The 18,685-nt window shown below is 70.7% G+C and carries 15 protein-coding genes; 10 read left to right on the forward strand and 5 right to left on the reverse strand.

Annotation, left to right across the window (positions count from 1 at the left end):
- Positions 1 to 51: 51 nt before the first annotated feature.
- Positions 52 to 744 carry a TetR/AcrR family transcriptional regulator gene (locus tag N4G63_RS18890; RefSeq protein WP_260787309.1) on the reverse strand — a complete coding sequence of 231 codons (693 nt, stop codon included), beginning with the start codon at positions 742 to 744 and terminating at the stop codon, positions 52 to 54.
- Positions 745 to 1,122: 378 nt separating this feature from the next.
- On the opposite strand from N4G63_RS18890, the gene N4G63_RS18895 reads away from it, so the two are divergent.
- On the forward strand, positions 1,123 to 1,680 hold the full coding sequence (locus tag N4G63_RS18895; RefSeq protein ID WP_260787308.1) for an HNH endonuclease: 558 nt from the start codon (positions 1,123 to 1,125) through the stop codon (positions 1,678 to 1,680).
- 192 nt (positions 1,681 to 1,872) lie between these two features.
- Positions 1,873 to 2,373, forward strand: a complete 501-nt coding sequence (locus N4G63_RS18900; RefSeq protein ID WP_260787307.1) for an outer membrane lipoprotein — start codon at positions 1,873 to 1,875, stop codon at positions 2,371 to 2,373.
- Between the two features lie 107 nt (positions 2,374 to 2,480).
- On the opposite strand, the gene N4G63_RS18905 is transcribed toward N4G63_RS18900, so the two are convergent.
- Positions 2,481 to 5,231, reverse strand: a complete 2,751-nt coding sequence (locus tag N4G63_RS18905) for a winged helix-turn-helix domain-containing protein (RefSeq protein WP_314600058.1) — start codon at positions 5,229 to 5,231, stop codon at positions 2,481 to 2,483.
- 297 nt (positions 5,232 to 5,528) lie between these two features.
- On the opposite strand from N4G63_RS18905, the gene N4G63_RS18910 reads away from it, so the two are divergent.
- From N4G63_RS18910 to N4G63_RS18930, 5 genes are all read left to right on the forward strand, one after another.
- Entirely contained in the window at positions 5,529 to 6,311 is a 783-nt protein-coding gene (locus tag N4G63_RS18910; protein ID WP_260787306.1) for an SDR family NAD(P)-dependent oxidoreductase, read from the forward strand.
- A gap of 133 nt (positions 6,312 to 6,444) precedes the next feature.
- Complete coding sequence (locus N4G63_RS18915; RefSeq protein WP_260787305.1) at positions 6,445 to 7,635, forward strand: acetyl-CoA C-acetyltransferase; 1,191 nt, start codon at positions 6,445 to 6,447, stop codon at positions 7,633 to 7,635.
- A 19-nt stretch (positions 7,636 to 7,654) separates the two neighbouring features.
- A complete protein-coding gene (locus tag N4G63_RS18920) occupies positions 7,655 to 8,731 on the forward strand; it encodes a phosphotransferase family protein (protein WP_260787304.1) in 1,077 nt (358 codons plus the stop codon).
- The gene (locus N4G63_RS18925) at positions 8,724 to 9,158 is read left to right on the forward strand and encodes a DUF6285 domain-containing protein (RefSeq protein ID WP_260787303.1); all 435 of its coding nucleotides are present in this window, start codon (positions 8,724 to 8,726) and stop codon (positions 9,156 to 9,158) included. Before N4G63_RS18920 ends, N4G63_RS18925 begins: the two co-directional genes overlap by 8 nt.
- Positions 9,159 to 9,194: 36 nt before the next feature.
- Positions 9,195 to 10,034: an enoyl-CoA hydratase-related protein gene (locus tag N4G63_RS18930; protein ID WP_260787302.1), complete on the forward strand. Its 840-nt coding sequence runs from the start codon at positions 9,195 to 9,197 to the stop codon at positions 10,032 to 10,034.
- A gap of 472 nt (positions 10,035 to 10,506) precedes the next feature.
- On the opposite strand, the gene N4G63_RS18935 is transcribed toward N4G63_RS18930, so the two are convergent.
- The 3 genes from N4G63_RS18935 to N4G63_RS18945 all read right to left on the reverse strand — a co-directional run bounded on the left by N4G63_RS18935 (position 10,507) and on the right by N4G63_RS18945 (position 14,308).
- Entirely contained in the window at positions 10,507 to 12,075 is a 1,569-nt protein-coding gene (locus N4G63_RS18935; protein ID WP_260787301.1) for a TLP1 C-terminal extension domain-containing protein, read from the reverse strand.
- Positions 12,076 to 12,169: 94 nt separating this feature from the next.
- Positions 12,170 to 12,958, reverse strand: coding sequence for an enoyl-CoA hydratase-related protein (locus N4G63_RS18940; protein ID WP_260787300.1), 789 nt, complete (start codon positions 12,956 to 12,958; stop codon positions 12,170 to 12,172).
- A 168-nt stretch (positions 12,959 to 13,126) separates the two neighbouring features.
- Positions 13,127 to 14,308, reverse strand: coding sequence for an ABC transporter substrate-binding protein (locus N4G63_RS18945; RefSeq protein ID WP_260787299.1), 1,182 nt, complete (start codon positions 14,306 to 14,308; stop codon positions 13,127 to 13,129).
- A gap of 222 nt (positions 14,309 to 14,530) precedes the next feature.
- On the opposite strand from N4G63_RS18945, the gene N4G63_RS18950 reads away from it, so the two are divergent.
- The 3 genes from N4G63_RS18950 to N4G63_RS18960 all read left to right on the forward strand — a co-directional run bounded on the left by N4G63_RS18950 (position 14,531) and on the right by N4G63_RS18960 (position 18,675).
- Complete coding sequence (locus N4G63_RS18950; RefSeq protein WP_260787298.1) at positions 14,531 to 15,748, forward strand: ABC transporter substrate-binding protein; 1,218 nt, start codon at positions 14,531 to 14,533, stop codon at positions 15,746 to 15,748.
- 72 nt (positions 15,749 to 15,820) lie between these two features.
- Positions 15,821 to 17,458: a 3-(methylthio)propionyl-CoA ligase gene (locus N4G63_RS18955; RefSeq protein ID WP_260787297.1), complete on the forward strand. Its 1,638-nt coding sequence runs from the start codon at positions 15,821 to 15,823 to the stop codon at positions 17,456 to 17,458.
- A gap of 20 nt (positions 17,459 to 17,478) precedes the next feature.
- A complete protein-coding gene (locus tag N4G63_RS18960; protein ID WP_260787296.1) occupies positions 17,479 to 18,675 on the forward strand; it encodes an acyl-CoA dehydrogenase family protein in 1,197 nt (398 codons plus the stop codon).
- Positions 18,676 to 18,685: the final 10 nt, after the last annotated feature.

An 18,685-nucleotide genomic window follows, 5' to 3' on the forward strand; every position in this document is an offset into this window, starting at 1 on the left:
CTGAAAAGGCGAAGGGAAGGGACGAAACAACGACAGCAGCAAACCGCCGACTCAGCGCACAGCCTGCCGCGGCAGCGGCGGGGGCGGTGCGCTGACGTCGACGCCAACGACGTAATGGGCCACGATGCGGTCGAAGGCCACGCGGGCGCGATCCACCGCGCCGGGCAGGCGCAGAAAGCGCGCATCGTGGTGCAGCGCCAGGATCAGGCCGTGCACCTCGAACAGCATCTGCAGCGGATCGGTGTCGGCACGCAGATGGCCTTCGGCGATCGACAGGCGGATGGCGCGCTCCAGCGCGGCCTGCCAGGCGCGCACCATCGAGGCCAGCGCATCGCGCACCGGCCCCGGCCGGTCGTCGAACTCGACCGCGCCGCTGATGTAGATGCAGCCCGAGTCCACCTCCACCGACACGCGGCGCAGCCAGTGCTCGAACAGCGCGCGCAGCCGCGGCAGGCCGCGCGCCTCGCGCACGGCCGGAAAGAACACTTCGTCCTCGAAGCGCGCGTGGTACTCGCGGATCACGGCGATCTGCAGCTCTTCGCGCGAGCCGAAGTGGGCGAACACGCCCGACTTGCTCATCTGGGTCAGGTCGGCCAGCGCACCGATCGACAACCCCTCCAGGCCCATGTGCGCGGCCTGGCCCAGCGCCGCATCCAGGATGATGGCGCGCGTCTGCTGGCCCTTTTGCAGTGCGCGGGGCGAAACAGCACGTTTGCGGGCAGCTGGCAGCGGGGTGACGGACACGGCGTGGCGGCAGGAAAGAAACGAACGATCGTTCTATTCTGCAGAAGTTTGCCGCCGCCGTGACGTGAAATCGGTGCGGTATTTCTAGGGTTCGGCCACTATTCGGCCGCCAACCGTCGGCGAACGTCGCCAATTTGCCGGCGCAGCCTCGGTGACGGCCGCCACGCCGGCGGTCGCGGCCGGCGGCGGCCGACGCGCGTGGCGCCGCCTCGGTTTAATGGCCCGCCTACCCACCAGGCCAGCGGCGCAGGGCCTGTTGGCGCCCGATGCGCGGCCCTGATGCACCTTCGGCACGCCAGCGCAATGCGGGTTGTGCTGCCATACGCCGGTCGCGCAGATCGGCTACCCTAGCGCTGCCGGTCAGGAGGTGGACGTTCCGTGGACGTGTTGCAGCTCGATGTCTCAGGCCGCCCGCAGGCGTGGATCACGCCGCGCGAGGCCGCGGTGATCTACGCCAGCGATGGTGTGGCGTGGACGCTGGGCCGCGCCTTCCGCGTGCTGCGCGGCGGCATCCAGCGGGCCACGGGCCTGCAGTCGCGCATCGAGCTGCACCCGATCATCGCGGTCAAGGGCGCCATGCCCAGCCGGGCCTGGCATGTCACGCCCACAATCACCAACCCCAAGCTGTTCGTGCGCGACCGCCACATCTGCGCCTACTGCGGCCGGCGCTTCGGCTTCGACCTGCTGACGCGCGAGCACATCGTGCCCACCAGCCGGGGCGGGCGCGACACCTGGATGAACTGCATCACCGCCTGCCGCGGCTGCAACGGCAGCAAGGGCAACCGGCTGCCCGACGAGGCGCGCATGACGCTGATGTACCTGCCCTACGTGCCCAGCCTGCACGAGGACATGATCCTGCGTGGTCGCCGCATCCTGGCCGACCAGATGGAGTTTCTGCTGGCCAGCGTGCCACGCAGCAGCCGGCTGCACGACTGACCGCGCCGGGCCGCGCCAGGCGCCCCGCGCCACACGCGCCACACGCGCCACACGCGCCACACGCGCCACGATTCTTTACCCGCCTGTCGGAACCGGCCGGACGCGCGACCACTCCAATCGCGCTTCAGCGGGTCAACGCCCTGGCCACGGCCGCCGTTGAACCAGTTCCAGACTCTGCGAAGACACACCACCATGCTCCGTACCACCCTCGCCCTGGCGCTGGCCGCCTCGCTGGCCGCCTGCGCCACCAGCAGCCCCGACGTCATCAGCCGCAACGACGCGCAGCGCATGTCCAGCGTGGTGGATGCCACCGTGCTCACCGTGCGCCCGGTGGTGGTGGACGGCTCGCAAAGCGGTGCCGGTGCCGCCACCGGTGCGGTGCTGGGCGGCATTGCCGGCTCGTCGATGGGTGGCCGGCGCGAATCGGTGGCCGTGGGCGTGCTGGGCGCGGTGGCAGGTGCCGTGGCCGGCAACGCGATCGAGCGTGCCAGCACGCGCGAGGAGTCGTACGAGATCCTGGTGCAGCTCAAGAACGGCGACCGCCGCGCCATCGTGCAGGCCAAGGGCAACGAGAGCTTCAAGCCCGGCGATGCGGTGATCCTGGTCACCACCGGCGGCAAGGTGCGTGTGTCGCTGAACCCGGTGCCCGCCCCGGCCGGCAAGCCGGCCCCGGTGCAGGGCGAGCGCTCCTGACGCACCGCGGCGCTCGTAGTCAGCGCAAGCCGGCCGGGCGCACGGCCGCCTGACGCCGACCCACCCGCTTGGCGGGTGCTGCCCGCGGCCGGCACCGGCTGTGCCGCCTAACGGATGACCGACAGCCGCCGCGCCACCGCCACCGCCTGCGTGCGGCTGTGTGAACCGAGCTTGGTGTTGATGTTGCGCAGGTGGGTGCGCACCGTGCTGTCGCTGACGAACAGCTTCTCGGCCAGGGCGCTGTTGCTGTAGCCCTCGGCCAGCAGCTGCAGCACGCGGATCTCCTTGCGCGTGAGCGTCTCGGGCGATGGCGCATCGCCCTGCGCCGCCGGAGCGGCCTCGTCGTCCAGTGCCACCGGGCCGCCGGCGGCGGCCAGCAGGCGCTGCACCAGATCGGCCAGGATCGGGTCGGCGGGCCGGCTGCCTTCGTCGGCCGCGGCCTGCACGCGCTGCAGCAAGGCCGCCACCGGCGGGCCTTCGTCGAGGATCAGGCGCACAAAGCCTTCGCGGCAGGCACTGGCCAGCACCGTGGCCAGCAGCGCCGTGGCCTGGGCCGCCTGGCCGGCACGGCGCCAGGCCAGCGCCAGCAGCACCTGCAGCTTGAGCGCGCGGTAGGCGCGGCCGCTGCGCTGCGCCTCGTGCAGCGCCTGCTCCAGCCGCGGCACGGCGGCGCGTGCGTCGCCGAAGTGGATGTCCCAGCGCAGGCGGCCGATGGCCATGTCGTCGAGCTCCTGGGCCGGCAGGTGCTGGCCCTCGCAGCGCGCCCACACGGCAGGATCGTCGGCGCGCTGCAGCTCGGCCAGTGCGCCGGGGCCATTGCCCTGCAGGCCCAGCAGGCGCGCGCGCTCGAGCCGGGCGCTGGCCACCACGCGCGGCAGCTGGCGGTGGTGGCCCAGGTATTCCAGCTCGGCCAGGATCTCGAAGGCCAGGTCGATGTCGCCCTGGCCAAAGGCGATGCGCGCGCGCATGCGGTGGCTGGCGATCATGTGGTCGGGCAGGCCCACGTCGCGCGCCAGCGGCAGGTAGACATTGAGCAGGCGCTCGGCGGCCTCGAGCTCGTTGGCCTCGTACACCACGCCGGCATACAGCACGCCGGCCCAGGCATTGCCGTTGGTGTGGTGGTACGACACCACCGCCTGCGGCGTGGCCGCCACCGCCAGGCGCAGCCGCGCCGTGGCCTGGCGCAGGCGGCCCTGCTTGAGGTCGAGCACACCTTCCAGCGACTCGGTGTACATGCGGTTGAAGGCGCTGTCGCGGTGCGCCCGGCGGGCGGCATCGAGCAGGCGCTGCGGCTGGTGCTGATCGCCCAGCACCGACAGCACATGGGCCGAGGCATTGAGCAGCACGCTGTCGGCAAAGGGGCTGGCGGTGGGCAGGGCGGCCAGGCTGGCGCGGCCGATGTCCACCGCCTCCTCGGGCCGGTCCATCATGGCCAGCAGCAGCGGACGCAGCGCATTGACATGGGCCTGCACGCCGGCATCGGCCACCTCGGCCAGCCCAGAGCGTTCGAGCAGGGCCATGGCCTCCCAGGGCCCGTGGGTGAAGGCCTGGGCCCACACGGCCACGGCCTGCAGCGCCGGCTGGGCACGCACCAGATCGGCCGGCAGGGCCGAGAACCAGCGCGCCAGCAGGCGCATGCGGCCCTGCTCTAGAAAGGTCGTGGCGTGCTGGGCCAGCAGCGTGAGCGCATGCGGGTGGTCGCCGCCGTCGATGGCATGGTCGATGGCCGGCACCGGACGGCCTTGCGACTCGTACCAGCCCGAGGCGGCCAGGTGCAGGCGGGCCAGCTCGTCGGGGTGTTCGCGTTCGAGCTGGGCGCGCAGGAAGGCCGCGAACATGCTGTGATAACGGTAGCTGTGCGCGTCCTCGCCGATCGGGGTGAGAAACAGGTTGGCCGCCTCCAGCCGCTCGAGCAGGCGCGCGCAGTCCATGCGCGGCAGCAGGGCCTTGCACACCGGCGCCGACAGATGGCGCAGGATGCTGGTGCGCAGCAGGAAGTCGCGCACCTCGGGCGGCTGGTGGGCCAGCACGTCCTCGGCCAGGTAGTCGGCCACGGCGCGGTTCGAGCCCGAGAAGCGCTCGACGAAATCGCCGCCGCCGGCATGGCGCTCGAGCGCCAGCGACACCAGCCACAGCGCGGCCACCCAGCCCTCGGTCTTGCCATGCAGGCGCGCCACGGTGCCGGCCGGCAGGGCCTCGCGACCACGCTGCTGGGCCAGCGCAAAAAAGGCCACCGCCTCGGGCAGCGTGAAGCGCAGTGCCTCGGCGTCGATCTCGAGCAGCTGGCCGCGCGCGCGCAGGCGGCCCAGGCCCAGCGGCGGCAGGCTGCGCGAGCCGATCACCAGCTGGCCGCGGCGCGGCAGGCGGTCGATGATCTCGCTGACCAGGCCCAGCACCGCGGTCTCCTGCACGCGCTCGAAGTCATCGACAAACAGCGCGAAGGGCGGGCCCTCGTGGGCCAGCGCGGCCACCGCATCGAGCGGCGCACCCAGCGGCCGGGCCTCGTCGCGGTCCAGCCCGGCCACGGCCGCGCCAAGGCTGCCCAGAAAGCGCGGCAGGTCGTTGTCGGCGCGGTCCAGCGTCAGCCAGGCGGTGGCCACGCCGCCCTCATGCAGCCGCTCGCGCAACTGCAGCATGGCGGTGGTCTTGCCAAAGCCGGCCGGCGCGCGCACCAGCACCACCTTCACCGCGCCAGCGGCCACAACCCGCTCGGTGACCGCATGGCGTGGCACCAGCGCGGCACGGCGGCCGGGCGGCAGCAGCTTGGCGGCCAGGCCCGCAGCCGTTGCGGCGGCCGGCGCAGCAACCGGTGCGGCAGCCGGTGCGGCGGGGGCGGGATCGGGCGGGCGGGTGGTCATGGGTGGCAGGGCAGGCGCTGGATTCTGGGCCCTGGCTGCCGAGTCCGGCCAGCCCCTGTCGCTGCGGCGACAGGCCGCGCCGCCACAGGCCGCGCCATGCCGGCCGGTTCGTCGCTTCCGACGATGGCCGCGGGCCGGGGGCCTGCCTAGACTGGTGGTGCAGCCCGGTGCGCACAGCGCCCGCGCGCGCCGATCCACCGTGGCCGACCAGCCTGCGCAGGTGCCCGCAAGCGCCCGACCCGGCCGGCGCAGGCCCTGCGCCCCGTTTCTCACAACGCCTCTTCAAGGACCCGATCCATGCAGCTCGATTCGTCGATCACCGCCGTCGTCACCGGTGGCGCCTCCGGCCTGGGTGCCGCCACCGCCCGGCGCCTGGCGTCCAAGGGCGTGAAGGTGGCCTTGTTCGACCTGAACGAGGCCGCCGGCGAGGCCCTGGCCCAAGAGATCGGCGGCGTGTTCTGCAAGGTCGATGTCACCAGCGAGGAGCAGGTGGCCGCCGGTTTTGCCAAGGCCCGCGCCGCGCTCGGCCAGGAGCGCGTACTGGTCAACTGCGCCGGCACCGGCAACGCAGTCAAGACCGCCAGCCGCGACAAGACCAGCGGCGAGATCAAGCACTTTCCGCTGGCCAACTTCGACCGCATCATCCAGATCAACCTGGTGGGCACCTTCCGCTGCATCGCCCACTCGGCTGCCGGCATGCTGACCCTGGCACCGCTGGCCGATGGCGAGCGCGGCGCCATGGTGTGCACCGCCAGCGTGGCCGCGGTGGATGGCCAGATGGGCCAGGCGTCCTATTCGGCCAGCAAGGCCGGCATCGTGGGCATGACGCTGCCGATCGCCCGCGACCTGATGGGCGAAGGCATCCGCATCAACACCATCCTGCCGGGCATCTTCAACACCCCGCTGCTGCAGGGCGCGCCCGACAACGTGAAGGCCGCGCTGGCGGCCTCGGTGCCCTTCCCCAAGCGCCTGGGCAACCCCGACGAATACGCCCAGCTGGCCGAGACCATGCTCAGCAACGGCTACTTCAATGGCGAGAGCGTGCGCCTGGACGGCGCCATCCGCATGGCTCCGAGATAAGTCCCCCCCGAAGCGGCTGCGCCGCCTCCCCCCCAGGGGGCATCGCCAGCGGCCCGGCAGAGCCGGATCCGCGGCGATTGCTTGGTTTGACCGAGGCATGCATCGAATGCCTCGCTTCTTGAAAGGATCTGCAATGTCCGAAGCCTTCATCGTCGCCACCGCCCGCACCGCTGGTGGCCGCAAGGGTGGCCGCCTGTCGGGCTGGCACCCGGCCGATCTGGCCGGCCAGGTGCTCAACGCCCTGCTCGACCGCAGCGGCATCGACCCCGCCGCGGTGGACGATGTGATCATGGGCTGCGTGGGCCAGGCCGGCGAGCAGGCCACCAACATCGCGCGCAATGCGGTGCTGGCCAGCCGCCTGCCCGAGAGCGTGCCGGCCACCTCGGTGGACCGCCAGTGCGGCTCGTCGCAGCAGGCGCTGCACTTTGCCGCCCAGGCGGTGATGAGCGGCACGATGGACTGCGTGATCGCCGCCGGCGTGGAGAGCATGAGCCGCGTGCCCATGGGCCTGCCCAGCACGCTGGCGCGCAAGGCCGGCTTCGGCTTCTACATGAGCCCGGCCATGCAGGCGCGCTACCCCGGCATCGAGTTCAGCCAGTTCATGGGTGCCGAGATGCTGGCCAGCAAGCACGGCCTCAGCCGCGAGGAGCTCGACCGCTTTGCGCTGCTGAGCCACCAGCGTGCCATCGCCGCCACCGAGGCCGGCCGCTTCAAGGGCGAGATCGTGCCGGTGGCCATGAAGCGCGTGGACAAGGACGGCGTCTACAGCGAAGACGGCAGCCTGCACACCGCCGACGAAGGCATCCGCCACGACGCCACCTACGAGAGCATTGCCGGCGTCAAGCTGCTGCAGGAAGGGGGCCGCCTCACCGCCGCCAGCGCCAGCCAGATCTGCGACGGCGCCACCGGCGTGATGGTGGTCAACGAGCGCGGCCTGAAGGCTCTGGGCCTGAAGCCACTGGCCCGCGTGCACCACATGACCGTGACCGGCGGCGACCCGGTGGTGATGCTCGAGGCCCCGATCGCCGCCACGCAAAAGGCCCTGGCCCGCGCCGGCATGTCGATCAACGACATCGACCTGTACGAGGTCAACGAGGCCTTTGCCTCGGTGCCTGTGGCCTGGCTGAAGGTGCTGGGTGCCGACCCCGCGCGCCTGAACATCCACGGCGGCGCCATCGCGCTGGGCCATCCGCTGGGCGGCTCGGGCACCAAGCTGATGACCACCCTGGTCAACGCGCTGCAGCAGACCGGCAAGCGCTACGGCCTGCAGACCATGTGCGAAGGCGGCGGCATGGCCAACGTGACCATCGTCGAACGCCTGTAAGGCAGGCCGCCCGCCCGCCATGGCCAGCGCCTTCACGCCGGCCTCCGCCACCACGCAGGCCTCCGCCTCCACGCAGGCCCCCGCTAGCGCGCTGGCCGATGGCCTGGCGCGCACGCTGGGCGGCCGCATCACGCGGCTGCGCCGGCTGTCGGGCGGCGCCAGCCAGGAGACCTGGGCCTTGGCGCTGCAATGCGCTGACAGCGCGGCCGTCGACCTGATCCTGCGCCGCCAGCCACCGGGTGGCCAGCAGCGCTCGGCCGCCAACGCCGGCCTGGCCGCCGAAGCCGCGCTGATCACGCTGGCCGGCCGCCACGGTGTGCCGGTGCCGGCCATCCACCAGGTGCTGACGCCCGCCGATGCGCTGGGCCAGGGCTTCGTGATGCAGTGCCTGCAGGGCGAGACCCTGGGCCGGCGCATCGCCACCGACCCCGCGCTGGCCGAGGCCCGCGCCACGCTGGCCTGGCAGTGCGGCCAGACGCTGGCGCGCCTGCACGCCATCGCGCCACAGCAGCTGCCCGCGGGCCTGCGCCGCGCCGGCCCGGCCGACGAGCTGGCGCACTACCGCGCCTGGCACCAGGGCCACGGCACGGCGCGCCCGGTGTTCCAGCTGGCCTTTGACTGGCTGGCCCGGCGCCTGCCGGCCGACACCGCCGCGCCGGTGCTGGTGCATGGCGACTTTCGCAATGGCAACCTGATGATCGATGCCCAGGGCCTGCGCGGCGTGCTCGACTGGGAGCTGGCCCATGTGGGCGACCCGATGGAAGACCTGGGCTGGCTGTGCGTGCCCAGCTGGCGCTTCGGCCAGGTCGCGCTGCCGGTCGGCGGCTTCGGCACGCTGGATCAGCTGCTGGCCGGCTATCAATCCGCCGGGGGTCGGGCCGACCGCGAACGCATCCGCTGGTGGACGGTGATGGGCGCGCTGAAGTGGGGCGTGATCTGCGAGAGCATGCTGCAGGCCTGGCTGAGCGGCGCCGAGCGCGAGGTCGAAAAAGCCGCCATCGGCCGCCGCGCCAGCGAGGCCGAGATCGACCTGCTGACGCTGATCGTGCCCGAGGCCAACCCGCACCACGCCCCAGGCGCGCAGCACCATGCATGACGCCCCCAGCCCGGCGCAGATCACCGAGGCCGCCACGCTGTTTCTGCGCGAGCGGGTGATGCCCGCGCTGGGCAGCGGCCAGGCCGCCCCACCCGAGGCCCAGGCCGCCGCCAGCGCCATGGCCGCGGCCACCGCCCACCATGCCCGCGTGGCCGCCAACCTGCTGGACATCGCGCGCCGCCAGCTGCTGGAAGACCCGGCCGTGGCCGCCGCCGAAGTGCAGCGCCTGCAGGCCTTGCTGGACCGCACCGACACCGACCTGGCCACACTGAACCAGGCCCTGGCCGAGGCCATTGCCGAGGGCCGCCTGGGCCTGGCCACACCCGGCCTGGCCGGGCATCTGTGGCACACCACGCTGGCCAAGCTGGCGGTGGACCAGCCGAACTACGCCACCTACCGCCACGCGCTGCACGGGGCAGCGGGCTGAGCCGCCCTGCCGGCGCGGCCGCTTCCGGAGACACCCATGACCGAACCCGCAGCCCCCCACACCGCCCCCCTGCGCGAGGAGCGCGATGGCGATGTGGCCATCCTGGTGCTGGCCGATGCCAAGCGCCTGAACCCGCTGGGCCAGCCCTTGCAGAACGCCTTGCGCGAACGCCTGCGCGCGCTGGCCGCCGACCGCAGCGTGCGCGCCCTGGTGATCACCGCCGATGGCCGCGGCTTCTGCGTGGGCGCCGACCTCAGCGCGATGAACAGCGCGCTGGCCGGCGAGGCATCGACCGACACGCGCACGCTGGGCAACAAGACGGCCGACACCATGCACGCGGCCTCCAACCGGCTGATCTCGGACATCCGCCGCCTGCCCTTTCCGGTGCTGAGCGCGATCAACGGCGCCTGTGCCGGGGCGGGCGTGGGCCTGGCGCTGGCGGCCGACATCGTGATCGCCGCGCGCTCGGCCTACTTCTACCTGCCCTTCATGGCCAAGCTGGGCATCGTGCCCGACCTGGGCACCACCTGGTTTCTGGAGCGTCTGGTGGGCCGCGGCCGTGCCACCGCATTGACGCTGCTGGGCGAGAAACTGCCCGCCGAGAAGGCCACCGAATGGGGCATTGCCTGGGCCTGTGTGGACGACGACGCTCTGCGTGATGAGGCCTTGAAGCTGGCTCACCGCCTGGCTGCCCTGCCCCCGCAAGCCGCGCTGGAAACCCGCCGCGCCTACGACGCCGCCGCGCACAACAGCCTCGACGCCCAGATGGGCTACGAGGCCGAGCGGCAGCGTGAACTGATCGATGCGCCGAGTTTTGCGGAAGGGGTGCAGGCCTTCATTGGGAAGCGGGAGCCGCGTTTTTCTGGGCGGTCTTGAGTTTGCTACTTCAGTTGGCAGTCGAAGGTCTGCGCATGGCCAAGGCCGCCGGGTAACCGCCCGGCTCCATGTCCCCCGCCGAGGTGCTCTCGCACCTCGGCTCCTCCTTTACTTACGCCGGGCGGTCACCCGACGTCCTCGTCCCGAGGCACCGTGGCATACCGCCATCCGCATGCCTCGACCGTGCGGCCAAGCCGTGCCCGGGTGTCTGGCGCAGCGAATCTGCGCTGGCGAGGAGCGCAGCAGGCGTGGCGGCGGGCGTGAGCCCGCATCGACCTCTGACTCGCATCGCCTGTTCGAGCACAGTGAGCGTCAGCGAACGGAGCGAGTTGCGATGCGCCGCCACGCCTGCGAGCACCGCAGCGAAGTCCGATGCAACGCATCGGACCAGCGCAGTTGAGCGAAGCCGGACACCCGGGCACGGCTTGGCTTGCTCAACACCCAGCAAGCCCAACCCAGCAAGAGCCAAACGCTATCGAGGCGCCCAGACGTTCCGCACGCCATCGTTCGTCACCACACCCCGACGCCCGATGAAGTCCTCCGCCTGCATCGCCTCGAACAAGGATGCGTCAACAGGCGTGTTGGCGATGAAGCGCGTGCCATCGAGCAGGCGGCCGAACAACACCCCTGCCGACGGCCCCGAGCGCTCATGCATCACGGTATAGGTCTCGACCACCGCCTCACCCGCTGCCAACGCGGCAAACACGGGTGAAGGAATCGAGGCGTTCAACCGCGATTGCAAGAGAGAAGGCGGCTCCGGTGCAAAGGCACGCGATGGACGCTCGGTGGAATAGATGCCCGCCGAATGCTTGGTGAGGTAGTTGCCGTTGGCCGTGACCAGACCATACGACGCACGATCACCGCGCAGCACCTGCATCATCTGCGCGATCGCGTGCGTCACGTAGTTGTTGCCCGGCCCGCCGAAGTAGGGCAGACCGCCCGTCACGGTGAGGCCGCGCGGGTCATCGGGCTGCAGTCCCAGCGCGCCATAGGCCACCGCCACCGCCGACGAGAAGCAGCTGTAGATGTCCAGGTGCCGCATGTCGGCCACCTGCTTGCCGGCCATCGCGAACGCCTGCTCGAACACCGCCGCCATGGCCGGTGCACTGTGAAAGTCGCGCCGCTGGCTCACATGCCAGTGGTCGTGCGCATCGGCGCAGCCGTGCAGGAACACCCAGCGGTCTTCGGGCACGCCCAGTGCGCGGGCCAGGGCCACGCTGGTCAGGATGACGGCCGCGCCCTGGTCGATGTAGGCATTGGCACTCATCAGCCGCGTGTAGGGCCAGCCGATCCAGGGGTTGTCGGGGCCGGGCGTGGCGATCTGCGCGGCATCAAAGCCTGCGCGCCGGTCGGCCAGCGGGTTGGCGGCGGCCACCTTGGCAAAGGGTTCAAGCCAGCGGCCCATCGCGGCCTGGTGCGCGCCGATGCTGCGGCCCAGGTGGTGGCGGATCGCGTTCTCGAACATCGGGTACATCACGATGGCCGCGCGGGCGCCGTGGGCGTTTTCCACATCCGACCAGCCGCGCCGCGCATCGCCCCAGGCCTCGGGTGTGCCGCCGGCATCCTCGTGCCAGCCCAGCGGCACCTGCGCGCGCTGGCCCATGCGCCAGGTGGCCAGGGCCTCGGCGCCCACCACCAGCGCGGCCTGCAGGCGGCCGGCGGCCACCTGTTCGGCCAGGCGGTTGATGCTCCACTGCGGCATGTTGCCGCCGGGGTGGGTGTAGACGAGCTGCTGCGCCGCCTCGGCGCCCAGGCGCTGCGCCACGCTGCGCGGCAGGTTGGTGAAGCGGCCTGCGGGATCGACGAAGCGCGGGCTGGTGTCGGCAAACAGGCGGATCACCACCACGGCCTGCAGCGCGGCCAGCAGGGCCGTCGCCGGGCCGGCATCCGCGGCCGCGGCGCGCGCCGCATCCACCATCAGCGGCAGCGGGCCGCGTGCGGTGCGCGGATCGCCGCCCCGCTCGGGCCGCTGCGTGATCTGGCCGGCGCCCACCAGCACCGGCGTGCGGGCATCCGCATCGCCGGTGTGGACGCTCACCATGGCGACAAGCTTGGGCGCAGTCCCGCCCGGCCGCCCCAAGGGACTGCGCACCCCCTCGGGGGGCAGCGAACGCGGTTCGCGTGGGGGTGGACAGTCATCGTCCCACCCAGCGCGGTGCGCGCTTCTCGATGAAGGCCAGCGGGCCTTCCTTGAAGTCTTCGCTCTGCATGTTGCGCGCCTGGCCTTCTTCGGACATCTGGCGCAGCTCGGCGTCGGTCTTGTCGAAGGCGGCGCGGGCCACGGCCAGGCTTTCGCGCACGGCCACCGGCGCGTTGACGGTGATGCGCGCGGCCATGGCCTGCGCGGCCTCGATCAGCCGCGCCGGCTCGCACAAGGCGTTGACCATGCCGAACGCGTGCGCCTGCTCGGCCGTGATCGGCTCACCGGTGAGGATGGCCTCGCGGGCGATGGCCGGCGGCAGGGCGCGCGGCAGCCGGTACAGGCCACCGGCCGAGGCGATGAGCCCGCGCTTGACCTCGGGCACGCCAAAGCGCGTGCCGGTGGCGGCCACGATCAGGTCGCAGGCCAGCGCGATCTCGCAGCCCCCGGCCAGCGCCGGGCCGTTGACCGCGGCGATCCAGGGCTTGCGCCTGGGCGCGTGCACAAAGCCGGCGAAGCCGCCGCGGTCGGTGCGCAGCTCGTGGCCGCGGCCGGCCGAGATGGCCTTCAGGTCGGCGCCGGCGCAAAAGGCCTCGCTGCCCGTGCCGGTGAGGATCACGGCCCAGATGTCGTCGTCGGCCTCGGTGACATCGATGGCCGCCTCCAGGCCGCGCGCCACGTCGCCGTTGACGGCATTGCGCGCCTCGGGGCGCACAAGGGTCACCAGCGCCACATGGCCGGGCAGGATGTCGAGGTGGATGGCGGGGGTCAGTTCACGGGGCATGTGGGTGGTGTTCCGTTGAGAGGGTTGGTTGGTTGGTTGGTTGGGTGAGGGCTTGAGCGGCTTTCGTCGCAAGCGGGCTCAGGGTGGTTCGAGCAACGCAGCCGTACACCCGTACGGCGAGTCGCGCGGGGCCGCCATGTGCCCGCGCAGCAGAAAAACGCCAAGCGCTCAGCGGTACTCGCTGATCACCTTCCAGCGCCCGTCCTTGATCTGCGACAGGCGCGATTGCGTGGAGCCCAGGCGCTGCGTGGCCGTCCAGGTGAGCGGCGGCGCGCCAAAGATGTCGGGCGCGATGGTGCCCATGGTCTCCATCGCCTTCACGAAGCTCTCGGTGCTGAGGTTGGGGCCGGCCTTCTGCGCCGCGCGGGCAAAGATGTCCACCGCCTGGTAGGTGCCCACGGCATAGGTCGACGGGTCTTCGTTGAAGCGGGTCTTGTACTTGGTGGCCCAGAAGCGAACCGGTTGCGGGCTGTCGTCCAGGTAGGGAAACGGGATGGTCATCACCGCGTACAGGCCCTCGGTGGCCTTGCCGCCCAGCTTGTGGATCAGGTCGGTGTAGGCCGCCACGCTGGCCAGGAAGCTGGGCTTCCAGCCCACCTTGGCGGCCTCGGCCATGGCGCCCACGGTCTCGCGGATGATGGTGCCCAGCACCACGAAGTCGCAGCCGGCCGACTTCATCTTGGCCACCTGCGAGCTGAAGTCGGTGGCGCCGCGCTTGTAGCTGGTCTTCTCGGCCAGTTCCAGGCCCAGGCTCTTCATGCCCGATTCGGCGCCGCGCAACACCTCGAGGCCGTAGTCGTCGTCCTGGTACAGCGCGCAGGGCTTCTTGGCGCCCAGCTGCTTGTACAGCTCGGGCGCGTGCACCTTCAGCGTGTCGTGGTACGAGGCCACGTTGGCGAACTTGAGCTTGTGCACCGGGTCGAACATCTCGCGCCCGGCCGACAGCGGCATGAAGTTGACGACGTTCTTCTCGAACTGGATCGGCATGGCCGCGTTGTTCTGCGGCGTGCCGATGTGCGAGGTGATCAGAAACACCTTGTCCTGGTTCACCAGCTTTTGTGCGGCCAGCACCGCACGCTTGGGGTCGTAGGCCGAGTCCTCCACCACCAGGCGCAGCTTGCGACCGTGGATGCCGCCCTGCTCGTTGATCTCGTCCACCCGCAGCTGCGCGCCGTTGCGCGCCTGCTTGCCATAGGCCGACACCGGGCCCGACAAGTCCTGGATGGTGCCGATCACGATCTCGGTCTTGCTCACGCCCTGGGTCTGGGCGTGCGACGGGGCGGTGGCCATCGCCAGCACCAGTGCGGCGAGGGTGCACGCCAGCACGGCGGGCTTGCTGCTCGGGGTCATGCCTGTCTCCTGCTCGTTATGGGGAACTCCGGATGGCACAGCGCGCAAACACACCGCCGCGCCGGCCGATGCTAGGAAACCCGTGACGCCGCCCTCAATCGTCGGAAGCGACGATGTTGCCGCGCCCCCCCCTGCCTACCATCGTGGCGCAGGGTGCCCGCACTTCGGCCGGCGCTCTTTCCTCCCCCCGTTGAACCCAACGTCCGCCGTCTGGAGAACCGAATGTCTGCCCCCCTGTCGCGCCGCCACCTGATCGCCGCCGTGGCCGCCGCCTCCGCCCTGGCTGCTGCCCTGCCGGCGCAGGCCCAGAAGAAGTACTCCACCGGCGCCACCGACACCGAGATCAAGCTCGGTCACATCGTGCCGTACTCGGGCCCCGTGTCGGCCTACGGCACCATCGGCAAGACCATCAGCGCCTACTTCACCAAGGTCAATGCCGAAGGCGGTGTGAACGGCCGCAAGGTCAAGGTCATCTCGCTGGACGACGCCTACAACCCGGCCAAGACCGTGGAGGTGACACGCAAGCTGGTGGAAGAAGAAGAGGTGCTGGCCATGTTCGCGCCGCTGGGCACGGCCCAGAACGCCGCCATCCAGAAGTACATGAACGCCAAGAAGGTGCCGCACCTGTTTCTGGCCACCGGCGCCTCGCGCTGGGGCAACCCCAAGGAGTTTCCTTGGACCATCGGCTGGCAGCCCACCTACACGGCCGAGGGCCGCGCCTACGCCCGCCAGATCCTGGAGACCAAGCCCAACGCCAGGATCGCCATCCTGATGCAGAACGACGACTTCGGCAAAGACTACCTGCGCGGCTTCATGGAGGTGCTGGGCGACAAGGCCAAGACCATGGTGGTGGCCAGCCTCACCTACGAGACCAGCGACCCCACCATTGACAGCCAGCTGCTCAGCCTGAAGGCCAGCGGCGCCGACGTGTTCTTCGACATCACCACGCCCAAGTTCGCGGCCCAGGCCATCCGCAAGGTGGCCGAGCTGGGCTGGAAGCCCACGCACTACCTGGCCAGCGTGTCGCAGTCGGCGGCCGCGGTGCTCAAGCCCGCGGGCTTTGACAACGCCACCGGCGTCATCAGCTCGGCCTATCTGCGCGACCCGTCCGACCCGGCCCACGCCGGCACCAAGGAACTGGCCGACTACCTGGCCTTCATGAAGCAGTACTACCCGGCCGGCGACCCCAACGACACGCTCAACGTCATCGGCTACTCGCTGTCGCAGACCATGGTGCACACGCTCAGGCAGTGCGGCGACAACCTCACGCACGAGAACCTGATGAAGCAGGCCGCCAACCTGAGCCTGACGCTGCCCATGCTCTACCCCGGCATCGAGGTCAAGACCACGCCGGAAGACTTCTACCCGGTCAGCCGCATCCAGCTGATCCGCTTCAACGGCAGCCGCTACGAGCCCATCGGCAAGGTGCTGCCGGGCTGAAGCCGGCCCCCGGCGCACCCGCCGCGGCCCGCCCTGCCGGCCTGCACAACACCCCCACCCGGAGACACCCCCATGCTGGGCCTGATGCAAGACCGTCCGCTGCTGATCTCGTCGCTGATCGAGCACGCGGCCACCTTCCACCCGACAACAGAGATCGTCAGCCGCCTGCCCGAAGGCCAGGTGCACCGCAGCACCTGGCGCGGCGTGCGCGACACGGCCAAGCAGGTGGCCCATGCGCTGCAGGGCCTGGGCATCCAGAGCGGTGACCGCGTGGGCACGCTGGCCTGGAACTCGTACCGCCACCTGGCGCTGTACTTCGGCGTGTCGGGCTCCGGCGCGGTGCTGCACACGGTCAACCCGCGGCTGTTTCCGGAACAGATCGACTACATCGTCAACCATGCCGAAGACCAGCTGCTGTTCTTCGACATCACGTTTGCGCCACTGGTCGAGAAGATCGCCCCGCTGCTCAAGACGGTGAAGCACTTCATCGCGATGACCGACCGCGCCCACATGCCGGCCATCGAGGTGCCCAACTTGCTGTGCTGGGACGAGCTGATCGGCGCGCAGAGCACGCACTACACCTGGCCCGAATTTGACGAGCGCACGGCCAGCAGCCTTTGCTACACCTCGGGCACCACCGGCAACCCCAAGGGTGTGCTGTACAGCCACCGCTCGACGATGCTGCACACGCTGATGGAGCTGGCGCCCGACACCTTTGGCGTCAGCAGCGAAGAGACCATCATGCTGATCGTGCCGATGTTCCATGCCAATGCCTGGGGCACGCCCTACGCGGCGGCCATGGTGGGCACCAAGCTCGTGCTGCCCGGGCCGCACCTGGATGGCGCCAGCGTGTATGCGCTGATGCGCGACGAGCGCGTCACCTTCTCGCAGGGCGTGCCCACGGTGTGGATGATGCTGTTTGGCTACGTGGATGCGAACCCCGGCCTCGACCCGCGCGAGCTGGGCCTCAAGCGCGTGGGCATCGGCGGCGCCGCCGTGTCGCGCGCCATGCTCGAGCGCTTTGAAACCCAGTTCGGCGCCGAGGTGGTGCAGGGCTGGGGCATGACCGAAACCAGCCCCATCGGCGTGATCAGCAAGCTGCTCAAGAAGCATGCCGCGCTGCCCGAAGAAGAGCTGGTGAAGATCAAGCTCAAGCAGGGCCGCGGCGTGTGGGGGGTCGATCTGAAGATCGTCGACGAAGCCGGCCAGGCCCTGCCCTGGGACGGCGTGGCCTATGGCCACCTGCATGTGCGCGGCCCCTGGATCACCAGCGGCTACTTCAAGAGCGAGGGCGGCCCGGTGCTCGATGCCGAGGGCTACTTTCCCACCGGCGATGTGGCCACCATCGACCCCGACGGCTTTCTGCAGCTGGTGGACCGTGCCAAGGACGTGATCAAGAGCGGCGGCGAGTGGATCAGCTCGATCGACCTCGAGAACGCCGCGATGAGCCACCCCGCCGTGGCCGAGGCCGCGGTGATCGGCATTGCCCACCCCAAGTGGCAGGAGCGGCCGCTGCTGGTGGTGGTGAAGCGCGCAGGGCAGGACGTGACGCGCGAGCAGATGCTGGAGCACCTGGGCGCGCGCGTGGCCAAGTGGTGGCTGCCCGACGACGTGGCCTTCGTGGCCGAGCTGCCGCACACCGCCACCGGCAAGATCCTCAAGACCCGGCTGCGCGAGCAGTTCAAGCAGCACGTGCTGCCGACGATCTGACTCACAGGAGCATCCAGCCCATGCAGGATCTGCTGACGCCCGAAGAACAGGCCTTCCGCGACGAGGTGCGCGCCTTTCTGGCCGAGCACCTCACGCCCGCACTGCGCGAGGCCGGCCGGCGCTGCTCGGGCATCTTTGCCGAGTACCCGCAGGGCAATGACTGGCACCGCGTGCTGGCCGGCCGGGGCTGGAGCGTGCCGCAGTGGCCGGTGGCCTTTGGCGGCTGCGACTGGACACCGATGCAGCACTACCTGTTTGCCGCCGAGCTGGCCGCCGCCGACGCACCGCCGCGCGCGCCCATGGGCCCCGGCATGGTGGCGCCGGTGCTCATCGCCTTCGGCACACCCGCGCAGCAGCAGCGCTGGCTGCCGGGCATCCGCGATGGCAGCGACTACTGGTGCCAGGGCTACAGCGAGCCGGGCTCGGGCTCCGATCTGGCCAGCCTGCAGTGCAAGGCCCGGCGCGATGGCGACCACTGGGTGATCGACGGCACCAAGATCTGGACCACGCATGCGCAGTTTGCCAACCGCATGTTCTGCCTGGTGCGCACTTCCAGCGCCGGAAAGCCGCAGACCGGCATCAGCTTTCTGTGCTTTGACATCGCCACGCCGGGCATCACCATCCGGCCGATCCACAGCCTGTCGGGTGACCACGAGCTGAACCAGGTGTTCTTCGACAACGTGCGCGTGCCGCTGGACAGCCTGATCGGCCAGGAGAACCAGGGCTGGACCATCGCCAAGTATCTGCTGCAGCACGAGCGTGGCGGCGCCTACTCGCCCAGCCTGCGCGGCCGCTGGCGCCGCGTGGCGCAGGCCCTGGATGCCGCCTTCAGCGGCCACCGGGCGGCCGCGCCTGAAGCGCAGCAGCTGCGGCTCGAACTGGCCGATCTGCACTGCCAGCTCGATGCGCTGCAGGCGCTCGAGCTGCGCACGCTGCGCGCCCAGGCCGCGGGGGCCGAGCGCGGCATCTCGCCCTCGATGGGCAAGCTGCTGGGCACCGAACTGAAGCAGGCCCTCACCGCCCTGCATGTGCGCATTGCCGGCAACGCTGCCGTGCCGCACGCCCCGCTGCACCAGGCCGGCGCACATGCGCTGGCGCTCAGCGAAGACGGCCTGTTCGCCATCTCGTCCTACCTCAACGACCGCGCGGCCTCGATCTACGCCGGCACCAACGAAGTGCAGCGCAACATCATCGCCGCTCACCTGCTGGCGGGATGAGCGCCCCCCG

The sequence above is a fragment of the Aquabacterium sp. OR-4 genome (assembly GCF_025290835.2).
GTDB lineage: Bacteria > Pseudomonadota > Gammaproteobacteria > Burkholderiales > Burkholderiaceae_C > Pseudaquabacterium.